Below are 22,563 nucleotides of genomic sequence, written 5' to 3'. Positions count from 1 at the left end.
ATATCGCCAGTGCGCCGATATAAATGGCGATCAACAGTAAATTGATGGAGTTAGGTTTTTGCCTTCGCACACGCATCCCTACGCTTAATAGATAACACCACAATGTTAACAAATTTAATCATTAATTAACATATTTGCCAGCATAAAATTTTGCTGACAATCAGTGTGAGAACCGCATGGCAGAGCAAGACAAACCCGTGGTCGTCGACGCCCACCCAGAGAAACGGCAACACCAAGATCACAGCTATAAAGAAGATGCCGATTTACGCGGCAGTAAAGGGCGACTAAAAGCGATTGCGAGCGAGTATCAGGTTGATGCTCGCTTACAAGACGTGGAGCAAGAGGATCTCGCCCATCGCAGCGCAAACCGCCAACGCCAGGTGATGCAAAAGCAACAAGCCAACCTCGAAGCGATCATTGCTCGTACCTACGAAAGTTGTCACAGTGAAACGGCACAAACCCCCGATCCGGATTGGCTGGTGCGCTTTTTCGACTTAGCCCGCAATATTCACGGCTATGCGATGCAACAGCTTTGGGCCAAGATCCTTAAACAGGAAATATTGCGTCCGGGAAGCACCTCGATCAAAGCACTCACTCTTTTAGAAACCATGACCCAGCGCGAAGCGCAAGCACTGCAACGCGCCTGTGCATTGTCCAGCACCTTTGGCCAAGACAGCACCAAAAAGCTAGTCACCGGTTTTCGTCGTCGTCAAGGCTTGGTGCAACTGCTGCGCCCAGAGCCGCCACACAAACTCTCGCTAGGGCATTACCAGCTTTCTTATACCGACTTGATGTTACTGATGGATTTAGGGCTGATCCTGCGCACCGAGCTTGAATCTGGGATCATTGAGATGCATCCTGCCATGCCATTTACACTGCAAGACACCCAGTACATGCTCACTCCGCTCCACAAAGGGATGCGCCTGTATTATTACCGCTTTAGTCCCACCGGCCACGAGCTGGCTAAACTGGTCGGCAAACGTGTGCATCCCGACTACCACCACGCGATTTGTACCTTGCTCGCTGAAGGCTTTGAGATGCGCAGCGACATTGGCGATACCGTCAACACCCATGCGTGATACCTTTAGGTGCGCAGCACTCCCCGATCGCGCAACACATCAAGGCAGACCGCCACATGCTCAGCAACACGCTGATCGCCAGTTAAATGAATCGCCGGTGCGTGCGGTGGTTCATAATCTGACGATATGCCGGTAAACGCTGGGATCTCGCCAGCACGCGCTTTTTTGTACAGCCCTTTTGGATCGCGCTGCTCGCACACCGCCAGCGGCGTATCGACAAAGACTTCGATAAACTGCCCCTCAGGCAAACGCTCACTCACCCTCTCTCGCTCCGCGCGGAATGGTGAGATAAAAGCACTGAGGACAATCAGACCAGCATCGGTCATCAACTTAGCCACCTCGCCAATTCGGCGAATGTTCTCGGCTCTGTCCTGATCGGAAAAACCCAGATCGCGACACAATCCATGGCGAATATTATCGCCATCCAGCAAATAGGTATGGTGCCCTTCGGCCACCAAGGCGGCCTCCAACGCACCAGCAATGGTCGATTTGCCCGAGCCAGACAAGCCAGTAAACCAAAGCACGACCGGCTGCTGCTGCTTTTGTTCACTGCGCGTTGCTTGATCAACACTATGTGTATGCCAGATCACGTTAGGATCGGAAGACGATCTAAAAGATTGCGTCATAAATAGTCTCTCCGTCCGCCATGCCAAAATACGTGTGTTATCACGATTCACCTATTCTATTATCATTGCCTTAATGAGACCTCGTATCGGGCTAGCGAATGATGTGGCTAGCCCGATATAGGGCTTATTAACACTCAGGTATTATCTATCCCAGCTGACCAAGATCCCGCGCTTGCCAATGCGGAAAGTGCTTGCGGATAAGCTGGTTTAATTCAAGCTCAAACGCTGAAAACGACGAGGTGGTTAGTGGCTGCGTCTCAGCGACATGACGAATCATGCCCGCGCCGACCGTCACATTGGTGAGGCGGTCAATCAGGATAAAGCCACCGGTATTCGGGCTATCGTGATAGGTATCTAGCGGCACCGCTTCGCTCAGAGTCAAGGTGCAACGACCTATGCCATTGAGCGGCAAGGTGTCTGCGTCATGAGTATTAAGCGTATTAACATCGACCCCATACGACAGTGCCTCAACCTGCGCTGAGGTTTTCTTGCTGGCCAACTGAATATCGTATTCGCGCCCCGGTGCCAGTGGGGTTTGCGTCATCCACACCACGTCGGCGTCAAATCGTTGACCCACCGCCACGTCATCATCCGCTCGCACCAAGAGATCGCCACGCGAGATATCAATTTCTCTATCTAAAGTGAGGGTGACCGCTTGACCGCTAAAGGCAAATTCACGATCACCGTCAAAGGTGACGATGCGCGCGATCTTCGCGGTAAGCCCAGAAGGGAGTACCTTAACCTCATCGCCCACATGCAACTCGCCACTGGCAAGGGTGCCTGCATAGCCACGGAAGTTCAGATCCGGTCGATTGACATACTGCACCGGAAAACGGAACGCGCCCGTCCCGCGTGATTTTTCAATGTCGATGGCTTCTAGCTGGCTGAGTAGCGGCTCGCCTTGATACCACGCCATCGCGTCACTGGCATTGACCACATTGTCGCCTTCCAGCGCCGACAAGGGCACCATAGACACTGACAAGCCGGGATTGAGCTGATCGGCAAAGGCCAGATATTGCTGTTGAATTTCATCAAACCGAGCTTGACTATATGCCACCAAATCCATCTTGTTCACCGCTACCACAAAATGCTGAATACCCAGCAAGTTAGCAATGTACGAATGACGGCGGGTCTGATCCAAGATGCCGTGACGGGCGTCGATTAAGATCACCGCTACATCACAGGTCGACGCGCCGGTGGCCATATTACGGGTGTACTGCTCATGGCCTGGGGTATCGGCGATAATAAACTTACGCTTGGCGGTGGAGAAATACCGGTACGCCACATCAATGGTGATCCCCTGCTCGCGCTCGGCTTGCAGGCCGTCTACCAGTAGCGCCAGATCCGGTTTCTCCCCCGTGGTACCGACACGCTGGCTATCGGCATGGACAGCAGCCAGCTGATCTTCATAGATCTGTTGCGAGTCGTGCAGCAAGCGGCCAATCAAGGTCGATTTACCGTCATCGACCGAGCCACAGGTCAAAAAGCGCAATAAACTTTTGTGTTGGTGCTGTTGCAGATAACCCTCAATACCCAGATCGGCCACCTGTTGTTGAATTGCTGGATTCATGACTGCTCCTTAGAAATAACCCTGACGCTTTTTGCGCTCCATGGATCCGGACTGATCGTGGTCGATCGCCCGCCCTTGGCGTTCACTTGAGGTAGCGACCAACATCTCTTCGATGATCTCTGGCAAAGTGGTCGCGGTGGATTCAATCGCCCCCGTGAGCGGGTAGCAGCCCAGGGTGCGGAAACGTACCGATTTATGGGTCACGGTTTCTTCGGGTCCAATCGGCATCCGCGCATCATCGACCATGTACAAGGTGCCCTCACGCTCCACCACCGGGTGTTCAGCCGCCAAGTAAAGCGGGACAATATCGATATTTTCCAGATAGATGTATTGCCAGATATCGAGCTCAGTCCAGTTAGAGAGCGGAAACACACGAATGCTCTCGCCCGGGTTCACTTGACCGTTATAGTTGCGCCACAGCTCTGGCCGTTGATTTTTCGGATCCCAACGGTGGTTCTTATCGCGGAACGAATAGACACGCTCCTTGGCACGGGACTTTTCTTCATCCCGACGTGCGCCGCCAAACGCCGCATCAAATTTATATTGATCCAGCGCCTGCTTCAGCGCTTGGGTTTTCATGATGTCGGTGTGCTTGTCGGAGCCGTGATCAAAAGGATTAATCCCCTGTGCTATTCCTTCTGGATTTTTGTGCACAATCAGATCTAGCCCCAGCTCTTTAGCGGTGCGATCGCGAAAGGTAATCATGTCGCGAAACTTCCAATCGGTATCGACATGCAACAGCGGAAACGGGATCTTACCGGGGTAAAAGGCTTTGCGTGCTAAATGCAGCATCACCGACGAATCTTTACCAATTGAATACAGCATCACGGGGTTATCAAACTCCGCTGCGACTTCCCGCAGTATATGAATGCTCTCGGCTTCCAACTGCTGGAGGTGAGTCAGTGTTTTTGCGTCCATCTTCATTATCCTTTAAGCGAAGTTAACCACGGCGGTTGGCGCTTGCGTGGGATCAGCATCGGTTGCCACATTATTATCACCAAACCAAGTCAACTGACCGGCGAGGGCCGCGACTTCGCCTATCACGATTAGGGCTGGCGACGCCGCTTGCTCAGCCAGCGACGGTAAGTTGTTGAGTTGACCGGTAAAGACTTTTTGCTCTGGGCGGGTGCCGTTTTCAATCACCGCCACCGGCGTCTCCGGTGAACGGCCATGAGCCAAAAGCTGGCTTTGAATGTGGGCCGACTTCATTAGCCCCATGTAGATCACCAAGGTTTGCTGCGCGCGTGCCAAGGTGGCCCATTCCAGCGTGTCTTGTTCTTTTTTCAAATGGCCGGTAATGAACAGTGCGGTCTGGGCATGATCGCGATGGGTGAGCGGAATACCGGCATAGGCCGTCGCCCCCGCCGCCGCAGTGATCCCAGGCACCACTTGAAACGAGACTCCGGCGTTGGCCAGTGTTTGTAACTCCTCGCCACCACGGCCAAACATAAACGGATCGCCTCCTTTTAAGCGCACCACCCGTTTTCCCGCTTGGGCATGCTCCACCAATAGACGATTAATGTCGTCTTGGCTCACACTGTGGTAGCTCGCCCGTTTGCCCACGCAAACCAGCTCTGCATCTCGGCGACACAACTCCATAATCGGCTCAGCGACTAAATAGTCGTATAACACCACATCGGCTTGCTGCATCAATTGCAACGCGCGCAAGGTCAATAGCCCAGGATCCCCTGGCCCGGCGCCAATCAAGGCCACTTCGCCTTGGGTGGTGATTTGTCCACTGAGCTGTTCAAGCGCCTGCTCGGCTTGCTGGTGTTTGCCCGCCGCGACTAAATCAGCAAACCGGCCACTAAAAGCGGCTTCCCAGAATTTACGCCGCCCCGTTAAGGTCGGAATGCGTGCTTTCAGTTTGTCGCGAAATGCGCCCGCCATCGCTGCCATTTTACCGATATGTTGGGGGACCAAGGTTTCAATTTTTTCACGGAGCATCCGCGCCAATACCGGCGCTTTACCGCCCGACGAGATAGCAATGATAATGGGGGAGCGATCCACTAAAGAAGGGACAATAAAGCTACATTTAGGGGTGTCATCGACGACATTGACCAAAATATTGCGGCTGTCAGCGGCAGTGGAGACCAACTCGTTGACTAAGGCATTATCAGTCGCCGCAATTGCCAGCATGTTTCCAYCCAGATGTTCGGGACGAAACGCCTCGCGTAACACCGTCAACTTGCCTTGCGCTTGCGCCTCTTCAATTTCACGGTCGATCTCTGGGGCCACTAAGGTGACTGCCGCCCCGACTTTGAGTAACATGCGGGTTTTTCGCCATGCCACTTCGCCACCGCCCACCACGAGGCAAGGACGACGTTTGAGCTGAGCAAAAAGAGGAAGATAATCCATGATCGCGCATTTCCTTGATGACAATACCACCACTATATCGCCCCACAAATATTACCTGAAATTCTATAAATTCATTTTTTATTCTTTTTTGTGCTTTAGGAGGGAGTGGAATGGGTAAGGCATCGGGTCAATAAAACAATGACTGCGATCGCAAAGCGCTCAATTGCCACCTCAGAGCCTTGAAACGGTTCGATAAAGCCGATCAAGCGCACAGCTTCATATGAATGATAAACGGCATAATTCAATTGCTTGATAATTAACGCACACTTTTCACTTGGAGATCCTGTTATGCGTTTGCTCCCTTCTGCTGTCGCCACCGCGGTGGTTGCTGGTCTGTTTGCCGTATCTGGCAGTGCCTTTGCCGATACCATCAACCTGCGTGTGATTGAAACCACCGACATTCATACTAATGTGATGGATTACGACTACTACAAAAACAAGCCGTCACAAAAAATCGGCTTGGTCCGCGCTGCGACCGTGGTCAAACAAGCTCGCGATGAAGCACAAAACGCGCTATTGGTCGATAACGGTGACCTGATCCAAGGCAGCCCAATGGGCGATTACATGGCGAGCAAAGGCATCAAACCTGGCGAAGTGCACCCAGTGTACAAAGCGATGAACTTGCTCAATTATGAAGTGGGAAACATCGGTAACCATGAATTCAACTATGGCTTGGCCTTTTTAAAAGAGTCAATCAACGACGCTAACTTCCCGTATATCAACGCCAACGTGTTTGATGCCGATAGCGGCGAGCACTACTTTGACCCGTATTTAATTAAAGAATACCAACTCAAAGATGAAGACGGTGATAGCCACACCATCAAAGTCGGTTACATCGGCTTTGTCCCGCCACAGATAATGACTTGGGATAAAGCCAATCTCGAAGGAAAGGTGATCGCCAAAGACATTAAACAAACCGCAGAAAAGTTAGTGCCGGAAATGAAAGCCAAAGGGGCCGATGTGGTCGTGGCTATTCCTCACTCAGGTATTTCACAAGCGCCTTATAAAGCGATGGCAGAAGATTCTGTGTATTACCTCACGGAGGTCGACGGCATTGATGCCATTGCCTTTGGTCATTCACATGCCGTCTTCCCTGGAGAAGACTTCGCCAACATTCCCGGTGCGGATATCGATAAAGGCACGATCAATGGTGTGGCCAGTGTGATGGCCGGCCGCTGGGGCAGCCATGTCGGAGTGATAGATCTGGCGCTCGAGCAAGTCGATGGTCAATGGCAAGTCACTGACAGTCAGGCTCAGGCGCGTCCGATTTTTGATCAGGCGAATAACAAGGCCTTAGTCGAGGCCGATGAAGCTTTGCTTAAGGCTGTGGAGTCAGACCATAAAGCCACACAAGATTTCGTCAATCAGCCAATTGGTCAAGCTAATGATGTGATGTATTCCTACTTGGCCCTGCTTCAAGACGATCCGACCGTACAAATCGTTAACCTCGCACAGCAAGACTATGTCGAGCGCATGATTCAAGGGGACCCTGACTTAGCCGATCTGCCGGTGCTGTCTGCCGCCGCGCCTTTTAAAGCCGGTGGTCGCAAAAACGATCCGAGCAACTTTACCGAAGTGGAGGCGGGCCAACTGACGTTCCGTAACGCCGCCGATCTTTATCTGTACCCGAATACCTTGGTGGCACTGAAAGTCTCTGGTGCCGAGCTTACCCAATGGCTAGAGTGCAGTGCCGGCCAGTTTAACCAAATCGATCCCAACACAGAGCAGCCCCAGTCACTGGTGAACTGGGATGGATTCCGCACCTATAACTTTGATGTCATTGACGGTGTCGAGTATCAGATTGATATCACCAAGCCTGCCCGCTACGACGGTGATTGCAATGAGGTCAATTCAGACGCGTCGCGAATCATCAATCTGACCTATCAAGGTGAGCCGGTTGACCCTGAGCAAACCTTCCTGATAGCGACCAACAATTACCGTGCCTATAGTGGTAAGTTCCCAGGCACCGGCAGTGACCATATCGCCTTTGCCGCGCCGGATGAAAACCGTACCGTGGTCGCCAACTACATCAGCCGTGTGAGTCAAGAAGAAGGCCAAGTCACAGTGAGTGCAGATAACAACTGGTCTATCGCGCCTATCGAAGGTGACGCTGTGGTCAGCTTTGAAACCTCACCAAGCGAGAAAGCGGCGCAATTTATCGAGCAAAAAGGCCAATGGTCAATGCGCCGCCAAGGCACTGATGAAGTGGGATTTGGCGTTTATCATGTTGATTTAAGCCAGCCTCGTCAGTAGCTGGTTAACGACACCCAATAAATAGCTTTTGAATACCGCAGCCTGTCTGCGGTATTTTTTTACTTTCCCCTTTGGAGTTTTGGTATGGATTGGCAAATCGTGACATTTGACGCGCTTGATACGCGCACCTTATTCACACTGATGAAATTACGGGTAGATGTGTTTGTAGTGGAACAAGCCTGTGCCTACCCAGAGCTTGATGCGCTCGACACCGCGCCAGAGACGCTGCATTTAATGGGCTGGCTGAATGGCGAGCTGGCGGCTTATGCCCGTGTGCTGGCACCAGGTGCAAGTTACTCAGGCGCCAGCATTGGCCGTGTGATCGTTGCGCCCGTTCACCGAAACGGTCAATGGGGGCATCAATTGGTTCGCCACGCGATTCAGGCTTGCCAGCAACATTGGCCACATGATGATATTGAGATTGGCGCACAAACACATTTACAGCGGTTTTATCAAACCCATGGCTTTTCGGCGTTTTCAGAGGCCTACTTAGAAGATGGGATCCCCCATATTGATATGCGTTTATCGGTGAGTGACGCATCCGCCGTTTAAAGCAAAAAATCCCGCTGAATCAACGGGATTTTGTTTTCATCTATTGGCAGTACGACCTATTTGGTTAGACGGAAGCGCTGCATGGTCGTTTGCAGTGATTGCGCCAACTGGCTGAGCTCGCTACAGGCTTGTGCGGTTTGGTCAGCACCGCCAGCGCCTTCTTGTGACGAATCATTGATGCGCTCAATGTTACGGCTTAGCTCATCCGCTACCGAGTCTTGCTCCCCACAGGCACTGGCAATTTGCATTCCCATATCAGCGATGTTTTCAACCGAGGTTTCAATCCCACGCACCAGCTGTTGAGCCTGGTCGCCCTGCTCTACGCATTGCTCAATGCTCTCACAGCTTTGCGTGGTAGCATTGCGCGCTTGCGTGGCGTGTTGCTGCAGTTTTTCGATGATGGTGGTGATTTCGCCCGTTGAGTCTTGGGTACGGCCCGCTAAGGTACGCACTTCATCGGCCACCACCGCAAAGCCACGGCCCGATTCACCGGCACGCGCTGCTTCAATCGCCGCGTTCAACGCCAGTAAGTTGGTTTGCTCGGCAATATCACGAATAACATCCACCACCATGTTGATTTGTTTCGACTGCTGATCGAGCTCACTCACGGTATTGCCCGTTTGACGCATGTCCTCTGCTACTTTGCGAATCGATGCCACCATCCCATCAATATCTTGCGCCCCCATACGAGACTGCTCGCTCGCTTCGTTGGCGGCGGTGGATGCGCTTTCGGTATTCTGCGCCACATCCGCCACGGTGGCTTTCATTTGTGCCATCGCGGTCGCCACTTGTGATACTTCATGTTGCTCGAGGTTTGGCTCGATACGGCACTGACCTCTTCGACTGCACTGCTCAATTGGGTTACCGCGGCAATTACTTCTTCAATCAACGTGCGCAGACTATCTTGCATGGCGATGCTTGAGTCTGCCAATTAACCCATTTCATCATTTTCCGCCTCAATAATGTAATATATCCAGCCGTATTGACTGATTTATAAAAAGTAGCTTAAAAATCGTTCTGCAGCGACTTTAATCACAAAATTGCGCAAAAAACAGACAAAGCAAGAACTAAAGAAGACAAGGAAGAAACCGAAAGCACTTCCTATCAATGCCTTCGGTTAGAATGACGGTTTCAAGAAACTAACGTTGACGGGCAAAACCGCCATCAGAGAGGCGAAAATACAGTGCGGATTGACCTTTCTCCGTTTCGATCTGCAATATATCTAGCGCGCCACTGGATGTCCGTTTAAAACGAATCCATTGGCCAGGCTGAATGCGACTGATAGGTTTGCCTTCACCTTCAATATTGGCAATCGAATACAAGTCCGTTAAGGCGAGATCGTAGCGTCGGAACACTTTGGCCAAGGTATCACCAGACTCAATTTGATGACGTGTCCAAGCGCTCTCTTCTGCGGTTGAGGCCTTCTGTGACGTCGCAGAGTCAGCCACTGGCGATGCGTTTTGTGACGCTGTTGACGATGGAGCTGTTGACGATGATAACGAACGGCTCGCATCTGGATTGATCGCAACCGGCTGTCGCGCCTGGCGCACAGGTTTATCCGATGACGACTCAGGCGGCGTGGGACTAGGAAGTAAGGCCAATACCACAACGACGGGAACCAGGATCATCAGCAGCCGCCGGTGGAGACGAGGCAGGTGGCGCCACGCGTGTTGTATTCGCGTTAGCATCGCACTGTGACGACTTAACGTCGCCGCTTGCTCTAAAACAGTGGTGAGTTTGTGTCCACCTTTCGCACGCAGTTTATCCCAGAGCGCTCGTATTGCTATTAACTTCATTGCCACTCCGCGCATATATTGTTGTTTTGTCCTCACATTGGACGCCTTTTTGGCACAAAAGTTTACCCACGAATCCATCACCTGTTATCCTTTCACACTTTATTGACCCACAAAAGAGAGACGTTATGTCTGACGTACAACTGGAAACCGTCGAACAGAAGGCCAGCTATGGCATCGGCCTACAAATGGGCCAACAACTTGCGGGCAGTGGCCTTGAAGGTCTAAACGTCGATGCGATTGCCAAAGGCATCAGCACGGCCTTAGCTGGCGAAATGCCAGAGATCGAAATTGATGACATTAATAACGCATTGCGTGAGCTTCACACAAAAGCAGAAGAAGTTCGTCAAGAAGCTGCAAAAGCACAAGCCGCAGAAGGCGATACTTTCTTGGCTGATAATGCCAAACGTGATGAAGTGACGGTAACCGAATCAGGCCTACAGTACGAAGTGCTGGTACAAGGCGACGGTGACATCCCAACCAGCGATAAGCAGGTACGTGTGCACTATCATGGCCAACTGATCGATGGCAGCGTTTTTGATAGCTCAGTTACGCGTGGCGAACCGGTCGAGTTCCCAGTGACTGGCGTGATTAAAGGTTGGGTGGAAGCCCTGCAAATGATGCCGGTTGGCTCTAAGTGGAAACTGTATGTACCACAAGATCTAGCCTACGGCGAGCGTGGTGCTGGCGCAGCAATCCCGCCATTTGCTGCATTAGTATTTGAAGTAGAGTTGCTTGATATCCTGTAAAACGGATCAGCGCTTGAATAACAAGCAAAGCGATGCCAATCGGCATCGCTTTTTTTGTACGGATTACTGCACGTATTCACGTGGGTTGACCGCGTCCCACCAGCTGTATATCTCAGGGAAGATCACATCCGCACTCGATTCATACTCTTCAGCGCCAATGGTCTCCTCCCCTTGCTGACCAAAGAGCATCACTTGATCCGCAATCTCGGTAATATCGACCATAATGGTGTTCATGGATGACACACCGACCACGGGGGCTCGGTGACCTTGAATCAAGACATCAGCGTTGTTGCCCATTTTACGTGGCACACCATCCGAATACCCCACCGGCAGGTTCGCCAACACCGAATCACGCTTTAGCGTATAGGTACTGTCATAGCCCACGGTGCTGCCTTCAGGCAAGTGATGCACAGAGGCCACTTTAGTTTTAAAGCTCATGATCGGTGGCAGTTCACGGTTAGTGGGCTGATCGCCATACAAGGCGCCACTCGGACGAACCATATCAAGATGGCCTTCAGGAACATTCAGTGTCACAAAAGAGTTCGCCGCGTGCAGCAATACATCTTCACGTTGAAGCCCAGCTTCCTCTATTAGCCATTCGCTGTTCGCAGTAAACTGTCCTAACTTGCTACGAACATACTCCGCTTCATCGTTAGGAAAGTGAGTCATGATACCGACGACGTTAAAGCGTGGGTCGGTAGCGATATCCACCGCAACTTGTTTGCCAAATTCCTCGTTCATCTCAATACCATTACGCCCCATACCACCGGCATTAAAGGCCATATGGACCGGAATGGTCATATCATGCTTGTCGGCTAACTCACGCATTTGCTCGGCAGGGCTATTCTCGACGAGGCTATTCCCGACGGGACTATATCCCCGAACCATCATTTAAGTCGTCCTCATGCAAGCCGCACTCGCGTTTGAGACCAAAAAACCGAGTTTGCTCTTCACGCATGCCCGGTTCTAACCGCTGGGTGGTATGAACATCCCCCACCGACACATAGCCTTTTTCGCGCAATGGATGATAAGGCAAGTCGTGCTCGCGCAGATAATCATCGACCTGTTGGTTCGACCAATCAATCACAGGCAAGAACTTAAACACCCCATGCTGGACACTGAGTATCGGCAAATTGGCACGCGAGTCAGATTGACCTCGGCGGAGCCCAGAAAACCAGGTCCCGGCTTTTAGCTCTCGCAGCGCACGCTTCATCGGCTCAACTTTGTTGATTTGATTATATCGGCTGATCCCCTCCACGCCTTGCTCCCAGAGTTGGCCGTAACGCGCTTCTTGCCACGCGGGGGAAAGCTCAGCACGATAGACGCGCAAATCCAAGTTAAGCCGTGCAGTTAAGGTATCGATAAACCGGTAAGTCTCGGCAAATAAGTAGCCCGTGTCGGTTAAGATCACCGGAATGTCCGATTTAACCTGACTCACTAAATGAAGCATAAGCGCTGCCTGTACACCAAAGCTGGACGACAGAACACATTGTCCTTCGAGATGCTCAAGTGCCCAGGCCACACGCTCAGGCGCCGAAAGTGACTCCAAGGTGGCATTGACCTCCGCCAATGCCAAGGCTTGCTGGCTTTTATTCATCGCGGCAATGTCAGCCAAGGCTAACGTCGCATTAGGTTGAACGGTTTCAAGCATAAAAATCCCTCTTAGACACATGCACGGGGGCAATCACCTCGCGGCGGATCAAGAAATCACCAAAGTGCTCACCCGCTTCACGCTCCGTTGCCCAGCGACCAATCAGTTGATCCAACTCCTCGAGGATTTGGCGATCGGTGATATTCTCTTTATACATTTTCGGTATCCGGGTGCCTTCCCAGTTTCCGCCTAAATGCAAGTTGTAACGACCCGGCGCTTTGCCGACCAAACCCACTTCTGCCAGCATCGCGCGGCCGCAACCATTGGGACAGCCGGTTACCCGTAAAACAATCGGATCGTTTTCTACTTGGTGTTTTTTCTGAATCGCTTCCACTTCGGTGACAAAATCGGGAAGAAAGCGCTCCGCTTCTGCCATGGCAAGTGGACAGGTTGGGAAGGAAACACACGCCATCGAATTCGTGCGCTGTACACTGTGCGCATCATCAATTAACCGATAACGACGCGCTAACGCCTCAATCTCGTCTTTTTGCGCTTCAGGGATCCCGGCAATGATCAGGTTTTGGTTGGCGGTCATTCGAAAATCGCCTTGGTGTACCTTGGCGATCTCTGCCATGCCGGTTTTGAGCGGCTTTTCTGGTGTATCACGCAAGCGGCCATTTTCGATAAATAAGGCGAGGTGGTATTTACCGTCAATCCCTTTGGTCCAGCCCAAGCGATCACCGCGACCTGTAAAGCTATAAGGCCGGCTTGGCGCAAATATTACACCAGCACGCTTTTCCACTTCCGCTTTGAATACATCCGCGCCAACACGATCAAGGGTGTACTTGGTTTTCGCATTTTTACGGTTCGAACGGTTTCCCCAATCACGTTGGGTGGTGACCACGGCCTCAGCAATCTTCAACGTATGTTCAAGCGGAATAAAACCAAAATCATCTGCGCGGCGCGGGTAGGTGTTGGTGTCACCATGGGTCATCGCTAGCCCCCCCCCGACTAAGACGTTAAAGCCGATCAGCTGTCCTTGTTCGGCGATGGCGACAAAGTTAAGGTCGTTGGCGTGCACATCCACGTCGTTTTGTGGCGGGATCACCACCGTGGTTTTGAACTTACGCGGCAAGTAACGCTCACCCAAAATCGGCTCTTTATCTTGGCTGCCTTCGACTTTTTCACCATCGAGCCAAATCTCTGCGTAAGCGCGAGTTTTAGGCAGCAAGTGCTCGCTGATGCGTTTTGCCCAATCATAGGCTTGCTGATGGAGCTCGGACTCCACTGGGTTGGAGGTACACAGCACATTACGGTTCACATCCCCAGCAGTAGCAATCGAGTCAATACCAGATTCATGCAAGGTCTGATGCATGAGCTTGATGTTAGGCTTTAGGACACCATGAAACTGAAAAGTTTGTCGCGTGGTCAGGCGAATGCTGCCATAGAGCGAGCTTTCGCGGGCAAACTTGTCAATCGCTAACCATTGCTCAGGAGTAATGATCCCGCCCGGCATCCTCGCGCGTAGCATCACGTTATGCAGTGGCTCCAATTTTTGTTTTTGCCGCTCCGCGCGAATATCGCGATCATCTTGCTGATACATGCCGTGAAAACGGATCAGCTGGAAATTATCATCGGTAAAACCACCCGTAATAGGATCCTGCAAGTCGTGATCAATGGTGCCACGCAAATAATCACTGTCTTTTTTTAGCCGTTCATTATCGGCCAGTGGGCCCAGTGTATCGCCCGCAAATTTCTGCTCACTCATTAGTACACATCCCTTTGATAGCGCTTATCTTTGCGCAATTCGTTAATAAAGGCTTCGGCTTGCTCACGGCTTTGCTGACCCTGTGTTTGGGCAATCTCGATTAACGCTTCATGGACATCTTTCGCCATTTGGTTAGCATCGCCACACACATAGAGGTAGGCACCGTTTGATAGCCATTGCCATACCGCTTCAGCGTGTTCGCGTAACCGATGCTGGACATACACTTTCTCTGCCTGATCACGGCTAAAGGCCACATCCATCCGCGTGAGTAGGCCAGATTTAAGGTATTGCTGCCATTCAACCTGATAGAGAAAATCATCAGTAAAGGTGCGATCACCAAAGAACAACCAGTTGTCACCTTGTGCTTCCCGTTGCTCTCGCTCTTGCAAGAAGGCGCGGAATGGCGCAATACCGGTGCCTGGACCAATCATAATGATCGGGGTGGCATCGTTATCAGGAAGCTTAAAGTTATCGTTATGCTCAACAAACACTTTTACTGTCTCCGCTTTCGCCGCGCGGTGGGCGAGAAAGCTCGATGCGCCGCCTTGGCGTGACGCTCCACTCTCATGCTGATACTCCACCAGCCCGACGGTGAGGTGCACTTCGTCTTCTACTTCTGCCTGGCTCGAAGCAATTGAGTACAAACGCGGGGTAAGCCGGCGCAATATCGATTGAAATTGCTCGACATTGAGAGTGACATCGGCCAGCGTCAATGCATCAATGAGCTGAGTGCGATTGGCAAACTCACGCAGTGCAGCTTTGTCTTCCGTCAAGGCGGTGAGTGTGTCGCTTTCCGACAACGCCGCCAGCGCAGTGATCTGCTGCGGGTTAGAAGCGGTGATTTCATAGTCAGTGATCAGCGCCTCGCGCAACGAAACGGCACTGCCATCCACCGCCACCGACTCGTCACCACTCAGTCCTACTTGGGCTAAAATGGCATCGGCTAATACAGGATCGTTTTGATACCACACCCCCAAGGCATCGCCCGGTTGGTATTGAATGCCGGACTCATCCAGATCGAATTCAATGTGGTAAACCGCTTTATCTGACCCACGTCCAGTAATACGCTGACAGGTGAGTAGTTCGGCTGTGTAAGGAGACTGCTTAGTATATTTAGCGTGCGAGGTGGCTTGATGGAGTGGCACCACTTGCGCGTCCCCGCTGGCCTGAAATTGTTGCTTGACCTCGGCTAAGGTTTGCTCGCGCCAGGCACTGGCTATGGCTTCATAATCCACATCGCAATCAAGACGGGCGACCATGGGCTGAGCGCCGAGTTTTTGTAAAAAGGCGTCAAAATCTTTACCTGTTTGGCAAAAGTACTCGTAACTCGAGTCTCCTAAGCTCAAAACGGCGTAGTGAAGATGGTCAAGCTTAGGCGCTTTTTTAGATTGTAAAAATTCATGCAGCTCAATGGCATTATCAGGCGGCTCGCCTTCACCATTGGTGGAAGCCACTATCACCAAGTGGGTTTCTTTGCCCAGCTGCTTGCCTTTATAGTTATCGGTCGCAACCAACTTGGCTGGGATCCCTGCTGCCTCGGCCTCTTGATGCAACGCCTCCGCCACGCCTTTGGCATTACCCGTTTGCGAGGCATACAGAATAGTCAGGGTGTGGTTGGGCGCGGCACTGGTTTGTGGCATGGTCTTGGGTGCCACCGCTTCACCGGCAGGTGTTTGGCTTAACCCCCAAAAATAACCACTGATCCAGGCCAGCTGCTGCGGCGACAACTCCGCCACCGCTTGTTGCAACTGGCCGATTTGCTGATCATTAAGCGGGCTGGTTAACCCGGAGAGATCCTTGAGTAACATGGTGACGACATTCCTTGCTAACATTGCGTAAATGCTAGCGTAACCTCACCAGTTAATAACAATAAAGAATAGATGTGAATGTTTTATAACTTTTTGTAAGATGCCATGTGTAGAAAGGAGTGCTTAAGCGCGGTCGCGGGATTAGTCGACAATGCGCACTTGCTGAAAACCAATCTCTAATGCATTCAAGGTCGCTTGGTCGATATCGAGAAAACACTGCTCAACGCCGTCGGCATTCGTCAATGCCATCAAGCCTCCCGCAGCATGGCGGCATTCAACCACCCATCCTTCATTATCTAACGACGGCTCAACAAGCGCTTCAATCAAAAGCTGTTGGCGGTATAACGCACGGAGTTGTTCGGCTGTCATCGTCATTTGCCTATCGATAAAATCCACATCTTGAGTTGAGCTTAGTATCAGATAGACGAGAGTGCCATGCATGGCCTTAACGTAAAACGGAGTTAGCGTGGTGCGGCATAGTCGCCGCACCGGATATCAAGATATGCTAGCTTAGAAAAAGCCTAAAGGATTAATGTCATAGCTCACCAATAAATTTTTTGTTTGTTGGTAATGACCCAGCATCATTTTATGATTTTCACGGCCAATTCCCGATTTTTTATAGCCACCAAACGCCGCATGCGCCGGATAGAGGTGATAGCAGTTGGTCCACACACGTCCCGCCTCAATCGCGCGACCGACCCGATAGGCGCGGTTCATATCTCGCGTCCACAACCCCGCCCCTAAGCCATACTCGGTGTGGTTGGCAATCGCCAAGGCTTCGGCTTCATCTTTAAAGGTGGTCACCCCTATCACAGGACCAAAAATCTCTTCTTGGAACACACGCATGTCATTGTGCCCTTGCAGTAATGTCGGCTGCACGTAATAGCCGCCACCCAGGTCTTTATGGCTGCCCCCGATTAATACTTTGGCTCCCTCTTCCTGTCCAACTTTCAAATAATTCATGATCTTATCGAACTGCTCGTCAGACGCTTGGGCGCCCACCTGGGTCTCGGTATCGAGCGGATTTCCTTGTTTGATCATCCCGGCGCGCTCAATCACTTTTTCAATAAACGCATCGTAAATGCTCTCTTGAATCAATGCGCGTGATGGACAGGTGCAGACCTCGCCTTGGTTGAAAAAGCCTAACAACAAGCCTTCGACCGCTTTATTGATATAGGCCTCCTCTTGCTGCATCACATCTTCAAAATAGATATTGGGCGATTTACCACCAAGCTCAACGGTTGAAGGGATCAGGTTTTCTGCCGCACAGCGCAGAATATGGTGTCCCACCGGAGTGGAGCCAGTAAACGCTAACTTGGCAATCCTTGGTGACGTGGCGAGAGCTTGCCCGGCTTCAGCGCCATAACCATTGACTACGTTAACGACCCCGGCCGGTAACAGATCACCAATCAACTCCATCAGCAGCAAGATGGTCGTCGGCGTTTGCTCCGCCGGCTTGAGCACCACACAGTTTCCCGCCGCCAGTGCTGGTGCGAGTTTCCATGACGCCATCAGCAAAGGGAAGTTCCACGGAATAATTTGCCCCACCACACCCAGTGGTTCATGAATATGATAAGCAACGGTCCCTGCATCCAGCTCCGCCGCAGTGCCTTCTTGGGCGCGAATACAACCGGCAAAGTAACGGAAGTGATCAGCACAAAGCGGAATATCAGCCGCCAAGGTCTCACGTACGGCTTTTCCGTTTTCCCATGTTTCTGCCACCGCGAGCATCTCAAGATTAGCTTCAATCCGGTCGGCAATTTTTAACAAAACATTCGCACGGTCAGTGACGGAGGTTTTTCCCCACGCATCTTTCGCGCCATGGGCAGCATCCAATGCCAGATCCACGTCTTCGGCGCTCGAACGCGGTATCTCTGCTAGTGTTTCACCGGTACAGGGCGAGGTATTAGCAAAATACTGCCCTTTCACGGGTGGAACCCATTCACCTCCAATAAAATTTTGATAGCGTGATTTAAAACTTACCACTGACCCTTCTGTTCCTGGCTTTGCGTAAATCATACTCTTTCCTTATTCCGTGTTTGAGTCGATGGCGGAGCACGTACTGCCCTCTCCTTGCCGTTATGACTGAAAATCGTGGCAGAGTTTTTTATTGCTGGATATTAGGCGAAAGTCGCAGTGAGACATATGCAACAGAGTTGGAAAAAAACAGGAAGGCATTAAAAAACCGCGCAGAGGCGCGGTTTAGAGTATAAGGCTGATAAAAAGCAAGATTAAAAGTCTAATTCAGCACCGACAAAGAAACCGGTCAGATCAAGCTCAGCTTTTTTATTAAAATAATCGAAATCGTGGTCAATCATCCGATAGCCACCACGCACATTCAAATCTGCGGCGACCAAGCCCAGTTGATAAATGAGGCCCGCCTCGGCATCTAAGGTGCTGGTACCATCAAACTCGCCTTTGCTTACGGTGGCAAACACATTTAACGGCGTGCCTACCAAGCCAACGCGGGCATCGACATAGACGTTTGGTTGCCACTCATCAAAGCTTTGTCCCTGGAATTTACCGGATTGGAAACGCTGTAAGTTAACGCCAGCATCCACAGAGACAAGATCGTTATCGAGAAACTCGTAATACGCCACGAAGTCGATTTGGTCAAAATCAACATCGAGGTTGTCAACACTCACTGAGGTTTGACGGATCTTGGCATTCGGGATTAACGGAAGCGGGTGCTCGAGTGCCGCATAATAAGAACCCGTTGTACTGGCATCATCGGCTTCTACATTGTTGACATCAGCATCCATAAACCAGGCATCGGCGCCGACTTTTCCCCCGGCAAGAGTTGCTGCTTGAGAGGGCATGGCCAGTAGCGCGGTAAACGCTGCGGCGGCAAGCGTCATTGAAGTGGTTTTCATGAAAGTCTCCACATTGTCGATAAAAAAGTGTCGTCACGCGGAGGCGGCAAAGCCATGCCTTGTCGCCGGTAACTGATAATGATAGCAAGCTTTGTGCCGAGAAGAAGCCAAAAACAACTTATGCTGTCCGTTTGCTGTGCACACGCGCAAGTTTTCACGCTCTAGCGGCGACGGAATCGTGCCCAGCGCTTTTCGTTGATGATCACTTCAGGCTCACGTTTACGGCTGCGACGTTGACGTTTGACTAACCAAACCACCACAGCAATGACTAAAAGCCATGGCAGTAGCTTGAGCAGCGTACCGATCATCCCGGCCAACATCATCACAGCAAAACCCGCGAGCATCGCCAGTACCATGCCCATGATGCTGACTCCGGTCATGAATAACACCACCGCAAAGCCAATCAGAAAAAGTAGTTCGATCATTACGATCTCCTTGTCTTGATAGCGAGACAGACTCTGCAGGTTTTAAGCCAATTTGTCACTCTATATATTCTCATTATTTCAGTACGTTAGGATTGGCTTTCCGGTCGATGTCAACGTGGTGGTTAAATGTAAACCTAAATTTAGTCATTTTCACTCAATTACGCATCAAGCCAATCGTCAGGAATGTGGCTCATCGCCGTGGTCAGCACTTCAATACTTGCTCCCGGCTTGTGCGCATTCTCGCTGATATAGCGACGCCATTGCCGCGCGCCAGGCATATTTTGGAACAGACCTAACATATGGCGACTGATATGGTTCAGTTGCGCCCCTTGAGAGAGCTGTTTTTCGATGTATGGGAACATGGCTTCAACCGCTTGACGACGTGTAATGCGAGGCGTTGTCATACCAAATAAACGCCGATCGGCCTCGGCCAACATAAACGGACTCTGATAAGCTTGGCGACCAACCATCACCCCATCAAGATGCTCAAGATGCTGCTCCGCCTCCTCAAGACTTTTCACCCCGCCATTGATCGCAAGCGTCAGGTGCGGAAAATCTTTTTTGAGCTGATACACGCGTGGGTAATCCAGTGGCGGGATATCGCGGTTCTCTTTTGGGCTCAAACCGTTTAACCACGCTTTGCGCGCATGAATCGTGAACATATCACAGCCACCTTTTTCGCTGACTGTCTCAACAAAGTCGGTTAAAAATTCATAGCTGTCTTGCTCATCAATACCAATGCGGGTTTTCACCGTAATAGGCACATCGGTGACTTCTCGCATGGCGGCCACACACTGCGCCACCAGCTCAGGCTCCGCCATTAAACACGCACCAAAGCGACCGTTTTGCACCCGATCCGACGGGCAACCGACGTTAAGGTTAATTTCATCATAGCCACGCTCAGCCGCCAGCTTAGCGCATGTTGCCAAATCGGCCGCATCCGAACCCCCCAGTTGCAACGCCACCGGATGCTCCTGCTCGTTATAGGCAAGGTAATCCGCTTTACCATGAATGATCGCCCCCGTGGTAACCATCTCGGTAAACAGCAAGGTTTGCCCAGATAATAAACGATGAAAGTAACGGCAGTGTCGGTCCGTCCAATCGAGCATCGGCGCAACAGAGAAACGCTGCATCACCGTTTTTGGCGTCATATCAGGGCTGGCGGCGGTTTTGCTGGGGGTAGTCATGGTCTCGAATCTCTGCAAATTACGTTAAACGACAGTCGTTTTCGACAGGCGGACGCGGATTATACACATTGCATCAGTAAGATTTAAGCAGAACCGGTTCACCAGCAGGCTTAGAGAAAGAAATCGGTAAGATAACAGTATGGAGACCGTTATGATCGCAGGGGTGATTCGACTTACTCTGTTATTAAGCCGAGAATGAAACAAGCGAGAGAGCCGAACGATGCGCTCTCTCGCAACAAGACTTATTCGATAGTGAATTTGCCTTTCATTACCGTCCAATGGCCGGGGAAAGAGCAGAAATAAGTTAAGTCTTTGCCTTGCAACCCATCGGTTGAGAAGGTGATGGTGGTACTTTCGCCGCCGCCAATCAACTTGGTATGCGCCAAGATACGATCATCGCCTTGTGGTAGGTAACCGTTATCGGCACCCGCACCCGCGCCTTTCATGGCGATATCTTGCAAGTTAGACGTTTCCGACAGCACCCAGTTGTGGCCCATCGAAGTCACAGGCATTGAGCCTTGATGCTCTAGCGTGAGCGTCACTTCACTACAGCTTGCTGGTACGGACAACGATGACTGGTCGTAGGCCATTTTATCGCCGGTGGTGACAGTTAACTCACACTCATTGGCAGCCGCTTGCGTTGAGACAGACGCGAACGCCAAAGCGGCGAGGGCTAACAGTTTTTTCATCGGTACATACTCCTGTTATGGATGTAAAGGTATGTTTTTTATGCCTGTGGCACACTGCCATCATACTGACATAACAGCGCAAAACAGTTAGCCGATTCAAAAATCGACTGATTGTTTATTGTTTTTACTTCTATCATTACCTGAAGGTAGCTGATCGCGATCAAGTGGTCATAGAATATCGATTTACACTTGTGGCAAAGCGCATAGGATAAAGATACGCAGGGTGCGTTGGTATACAGCTATGATAAGATAACTGTCTGACTGTTAGTACTTTGAGGCGCTATGACCCAGATCACTGGTTTACTGCACCGCGCACAGCAGCTGTGTGAGCAACGTGGTGTGAGATTAACGCCGCAACGGACCCGCGTTTATGAAATTATCGCCAATAACTCACGGGCGATTACCGCGTACGAGCTGCTCGATATATTGCGTGAAACCGAGCCACAAGCGAAACCCCCAACGGTGTATCGTGCGCTAGACTTTCTATTAGCACAGGGGTTTGTGCACAAGGTAGAATCGACCAATAGCTATATTGCCTGCTGCCACTTAGGGCATCAGGGGCACTGCTCTCAACTGCTGATTTGTGATCAATGCGGCACCGTGGAAGAGTGTCACACTGAAGAGCTATCAGAGGCATTGCGTGAGAAAGCGCGTAAAATGGGGTTTGATGTGCAACATCATGTGATTGAAACCCATGGCACTTGTGCACAATGCTTGGCTCACTAACACTGATTTGATTAGGACGGACACTCTTTATGGAAGCACAATTCGTCAACCCATTTCTTACTTCACTGATTAATGTGCTACAAACCATGGCACAGCTGGACATCCAGCCAGAGAAGCCTCATTTAAAAAAGTCAGAGATCGCAAAAGGTGACGTCTCTGGGTTGATAGGCATGGTTGGCCCACAAACCAAAGGATCGTTTTCAGTCACATTTGATGAAGATATGGCACTGGAAATCATGCAACGCATGCTGGGCGAGCGCTCAGAATCCATTGATGAAGAAGTGACCGACATGGTCGGTGAAATTACGAATATGGTGACAGGCGGCGCTAAACGCATCCTATCCGAAAAAGGCTTTGAGTTTGAAATGGCGACCCCAGTGGTTGTCTCAGGCAAAGGCCATACCATCAACCACAAAAGTGATGGCCCAGTAATTATCATGCCGTTTAAGTCCCCACATGGCACAGCGTTTATCGAGATCTGCTTCGATCATTAAACAAGGATGCGCAGCTTAGTCA

20 protein-coding genes and 2 pseudogenes are annotated in these 22,563 nt (G+C 51.1%); 6 read left to right on the top strand and 16 right to left on the bottom strand.

The features are described 5' to 3' along the window. The first annotated feature begins 176 nt into the window (after positions 1–176). On the top strand, positions 177–1,079 hold the full coding sequence (locus BZG77_RS02010; RefSeq protein ID WP_077645999.1) for a TIGR03899 family protein: 903 nt from the start codon (positions 177–179) through the stop codon (positions 1,077–1,079). 5 nt (positions 1,080–1,084) lie between these two features. Here the strand turns inward: BZG77_RS02010 and cysC are convergent, their stop codons facing one another. The 4 genes from cysC to cysG form a co-directional block, all read right to left on the bottom strand. Further along, positions 1,085–1,705, bottom strand: a complete 621-nt coding sequence (gene cysC, locus BZG77_RS02005) for an adenylyl-sulfate kinase (protein ID WP_077645998.1) — start codon at positions 1,703–1,705, stop codon at positions 1,085–1,087. Between the two features lie 145 nt (positions 1,706–1,850). Then, the gene (cysN, locus tag BZG77_RS02000; protein WP_077645997.1) at positions 1,851–3,275 is read right to left on the bottom strand and encodes a sulfate adenylyltransferase subunit CysN; all 1,425 of its coding nucleotides are present in this window, start codon (positions 3,273–3,275) and stop codon (positions 1,851–1,853) included. Between the two features lie 9 nt (positions 3,276–3,284). Further along, positions 3,285–4,193, bottom strand: a complete 909-nt coding sequence (gene cysD, locus BZG77_RS01995; RefSeq protein WP_077645996.1) for a sulfate adenylyltransferase subunit CysD — start codon at positions 4,191–4,193, stop codon at positions 3,285–3,287. A 12-nt stretch (positions 4,194–4,205) separates the two neighbouring features. After that, a complete protein-coding gene (gene cysG / locus BZG77_RS01990; RefSeq protein ID WP_077645995.1) occupies positions 4,206–5,633 on the bottom strand; it encodes a siroheme synthase CysG in 1,428 nt (475 codons plus the stop codon). Positions 5,634–5,921: 288 nt separating this feature from the next. On the opposite strand from cysG, the gene cpdB reads away from it, so the two are divergent. Together cpdB and BZG77_RS01980 are read left to right on the top strand one after the other, a co-directional pair. Further along, the gene (gene cpdB / locus BZG77_RS01985) at positions 5,922–7,886 is read left to right on the top strand and encodes a 2',3'-cyclic-nucleotide 2'-phosphodiesterase (protein ID WP_077645994.1); all 1,965 of its coding nucleotides are present in this window, start codon (positions 5,922–5,924) and stop codon (positions 7,884–7,886) included. Between the two features lie 84 nt (positions 7,887–7,970). Further along, the gene (locus BZG77_RS01980) at positions 7,971–8,438 is read left to right on the top strand and encodes a GNAT family N-acetyltransferase (protein ID WP_077645993.1); all 468 of its coding nucleotides are present in this window, start codon (positions 7,971–7,973) and stop codon (positions 8,436–8,438) included. Positions 8,439–8,494: 56 nt separating this feature from the next. On the opposite strand, the pseudogene BZG77_RS01975 reads toward BZG77_RS01980, so the two are convergent. Together BZG77_RS01975 and BZG77_RS01970 are read right to left on the bottom strand one after the other, a co-directional pair. Beyond that, positions 8,495–9,387: pseudogene (locus BZG77_RS01975) on the bottom strand (methyl-accepting chemotaxis protein); the annotation flags it as partial. Positions 9,388–9,577: 190 nt separating this feature from the next. Further along, positions 9,578–10,234 carry a LysM-like peptidoglycan-binding domain-containing protein gene (locus BZG77_RS01970; protein ID WP_198532371.1) on the bottom strand — a complete coding sequence of 219 codons (657 nt, stop codon included), beginning with the start codon at positions 10,232–10,234 and terminating at the stop codon, positions 9,578–9,580. Between the two features lie 125 nt (positions 10,235–10,359). Between BZG77_RS01970 and BZG77_RS01965 the strand changes: the two genes are divergently transcribed. Next, positions 10,360–10,980: an FKBP-type peptidyl-prolyl cis-trans isomerase gene (locus BZG77_RS01965; RefSeq protein ID WP_021023517.1), complete on the top strand. Its 621-nt coding sequence runs from the start codon at positions 10,360–10,362 to the stop codon at positions 10,978–10,980. A 63-nt stretch (positions 10,981–11,043) separates the two neighbouring features. Here the strand turns inward: BZG77_RS01965 and BZG77_RS01960 are convergent. The 10 genes and pseudogenes from BZG77_RS01960 to azu form a co-directional block, all read right to left on the bottom strand. After that, positions 11,044–11,817: pseudogene (locus tag BZG77_RS01960) on the bottom strand (alanine racemase C-terminal domain-containing protein); the annotation flags it as partial. 34 nt (positions 11,818–11,851) lie between these two features. Next, complete coding sequence (locus BZG77_RS01955) at positions 11,852–12,631, bottom strand: phosphoadenylyl-sulfate reductase (protein WP_077645990.1); 780 nt, start codon at positions 12,629–12,631, stop codon at positions 11,852–11,854. After that, complete coding sequence (gene cysI / locus BZG77_RS01950; protein ID WP_077645989.1) at positions 12,624–14,339, bottom strand: assimilatory sulfite reductase (NADPH) hemoprotein subunit; 1,716 nt, start codon at positions 14,337–14,339, stop codon at positions 12,624–12,626. Before cysI ends, BZG77_RS01955 begins: the two co-directional genes overlap by 8 nt. Next, complete coding sequence (locus BZG77_RS01945; protein WP_077645988.1) at positions 14,339–16,147, bottom strand: assimilatory sulfite reductase (NADPH) flavoprotein subunit; 1,809 nt, start codon at positions 16,145–16,147, stop codon at positions 14,339–14,341. Before BZG77_RS01945 ends, cysI begins: the two co-directional genes overlap by 1 nt. A gap of 141 nt (positions 16,148–16,288) precedes the next feature. Continuing rightward, positions 16,289–16,516: a thymidylate kinase gene (locus tag BZG77_RS01940; protein ID WP_077460040.1), complete on the bottom strand. Its 228-nt coding sequence runs from the start codon at positions 16,514–16,516 to the stop codon at positions 16,289–16,291. A gap of 141 nt (positions 16,517–16,657) precedes the next feature. Beyond that, the gene (gene exaC, locus BZG77_RS01935; protein WP_077459999.1) at positions 16,658–18,166 is read right to left on the bottom strand and encodes an acetaldehyde dehydrogenase ExaC; all 1,509 of its coding nucleotides are present in this window, start codon (positions 18,164–18,166) and stop codon (positions 16,658–16,660) included. Positions 18,167–18,378: 212 nt separating this feature from the next. After that, entirely contained in the window at positions 18,379–19,020 is a 642-nt protein-coding gene (locus BZG77_RS01930; RefSeq protein WP_077645987.1) for a TIGR04219 family outer membrane beta-barrel protein, read from the bottom strand. A 161-nt stretch (positions 19,021–19,181) separates the two neighbouring features. Next, positions 19,182–19,445, bottom strand: coding sequence for an envelope stress response protein PspG (gene pspG, locus BZG77_RS01925; RefSeq protein WP_077645986.1), 264 nt, complete (start codon positions 19,443–19,445; stop codon positions 19,182–19,184). Between the two features lie 158 nt (positions 19,446–19,603). Further along, positions 19,604–20,632, bottom strand: coding sequence for a tRNA dihydrouridine(20/20a) synthase DusA (dusA, locus tag BZG77_RS01920; RefSeq protein WP_077645985.1), 1,029 nt, complete (start codon positions 20,630–20,632; stop codon positions 19,604–19,606). A gap of 242 nt (positions 20,633–20,874) precedes the next feature. After that, positions 20,875–21,321 carry an azurin gene (azu, locus tag BZG77_RS01915; protein ID WP_077645984.1) on the bottom strand — a complete coding sequence of 149 codons (447 nt, stop codon included), beginning with the start codon at positions 21,319–21,321 and terminating at the stop codon, positions 20,875–20,877. A gap of 282 nt (positions 21,322–21,603) precedes the next feature. Here azu and zur point away from each other — a divergent pair, with 282 nt between their 5' ends. Together zur and BZG77_RS01905 are read left to right on the top strand one after the other, a co-directional pair. Continuing rightward, the gene (zur, locus tag BZG77_RS01910) at positions 21,604–22,047 is read left to right on the top strand and encodes a zinc uptake transcriptional repressor Zur (RefSeq protein ID WP_021023501.1); all 444 of its coding nucleotides are present in this window, start codon (positions 21,604–21,606) and stop codon (positions 22,045–22,047) included. A gap of 29 nt (positions 22,048–22,076) precedes the next feature. Then, positions 22,077–22,541 (top strand): chemotaxis protein CheX, encoded by a 465-nt coding sequence (locus BZG77_RS01905; RefSeq protein ID WP_021023500.1) that lies wholly within the window; start codon positions 22,077–22,079, stop codon positions 22,539–22,541. Positions 22,542–22,563: the final 22 nt, after the last annotated feature.

Origin of the sequence: Salinivibrio sp. IB643, assembly GCF_001996105.1 — a bacterium.
GTDB classification, from domain to species: domain Bacteria; phylum Pseudomonadota; class Gammaproteobacteria; order Enterobacterales; family Vibrionaceae; genus Salinivibrio; species Salinivibrio costicola.
Note: the sequence above shows the minus strand (reverse complement) of the source record. Positions and strands in the feature narration are given on the sequence as shown.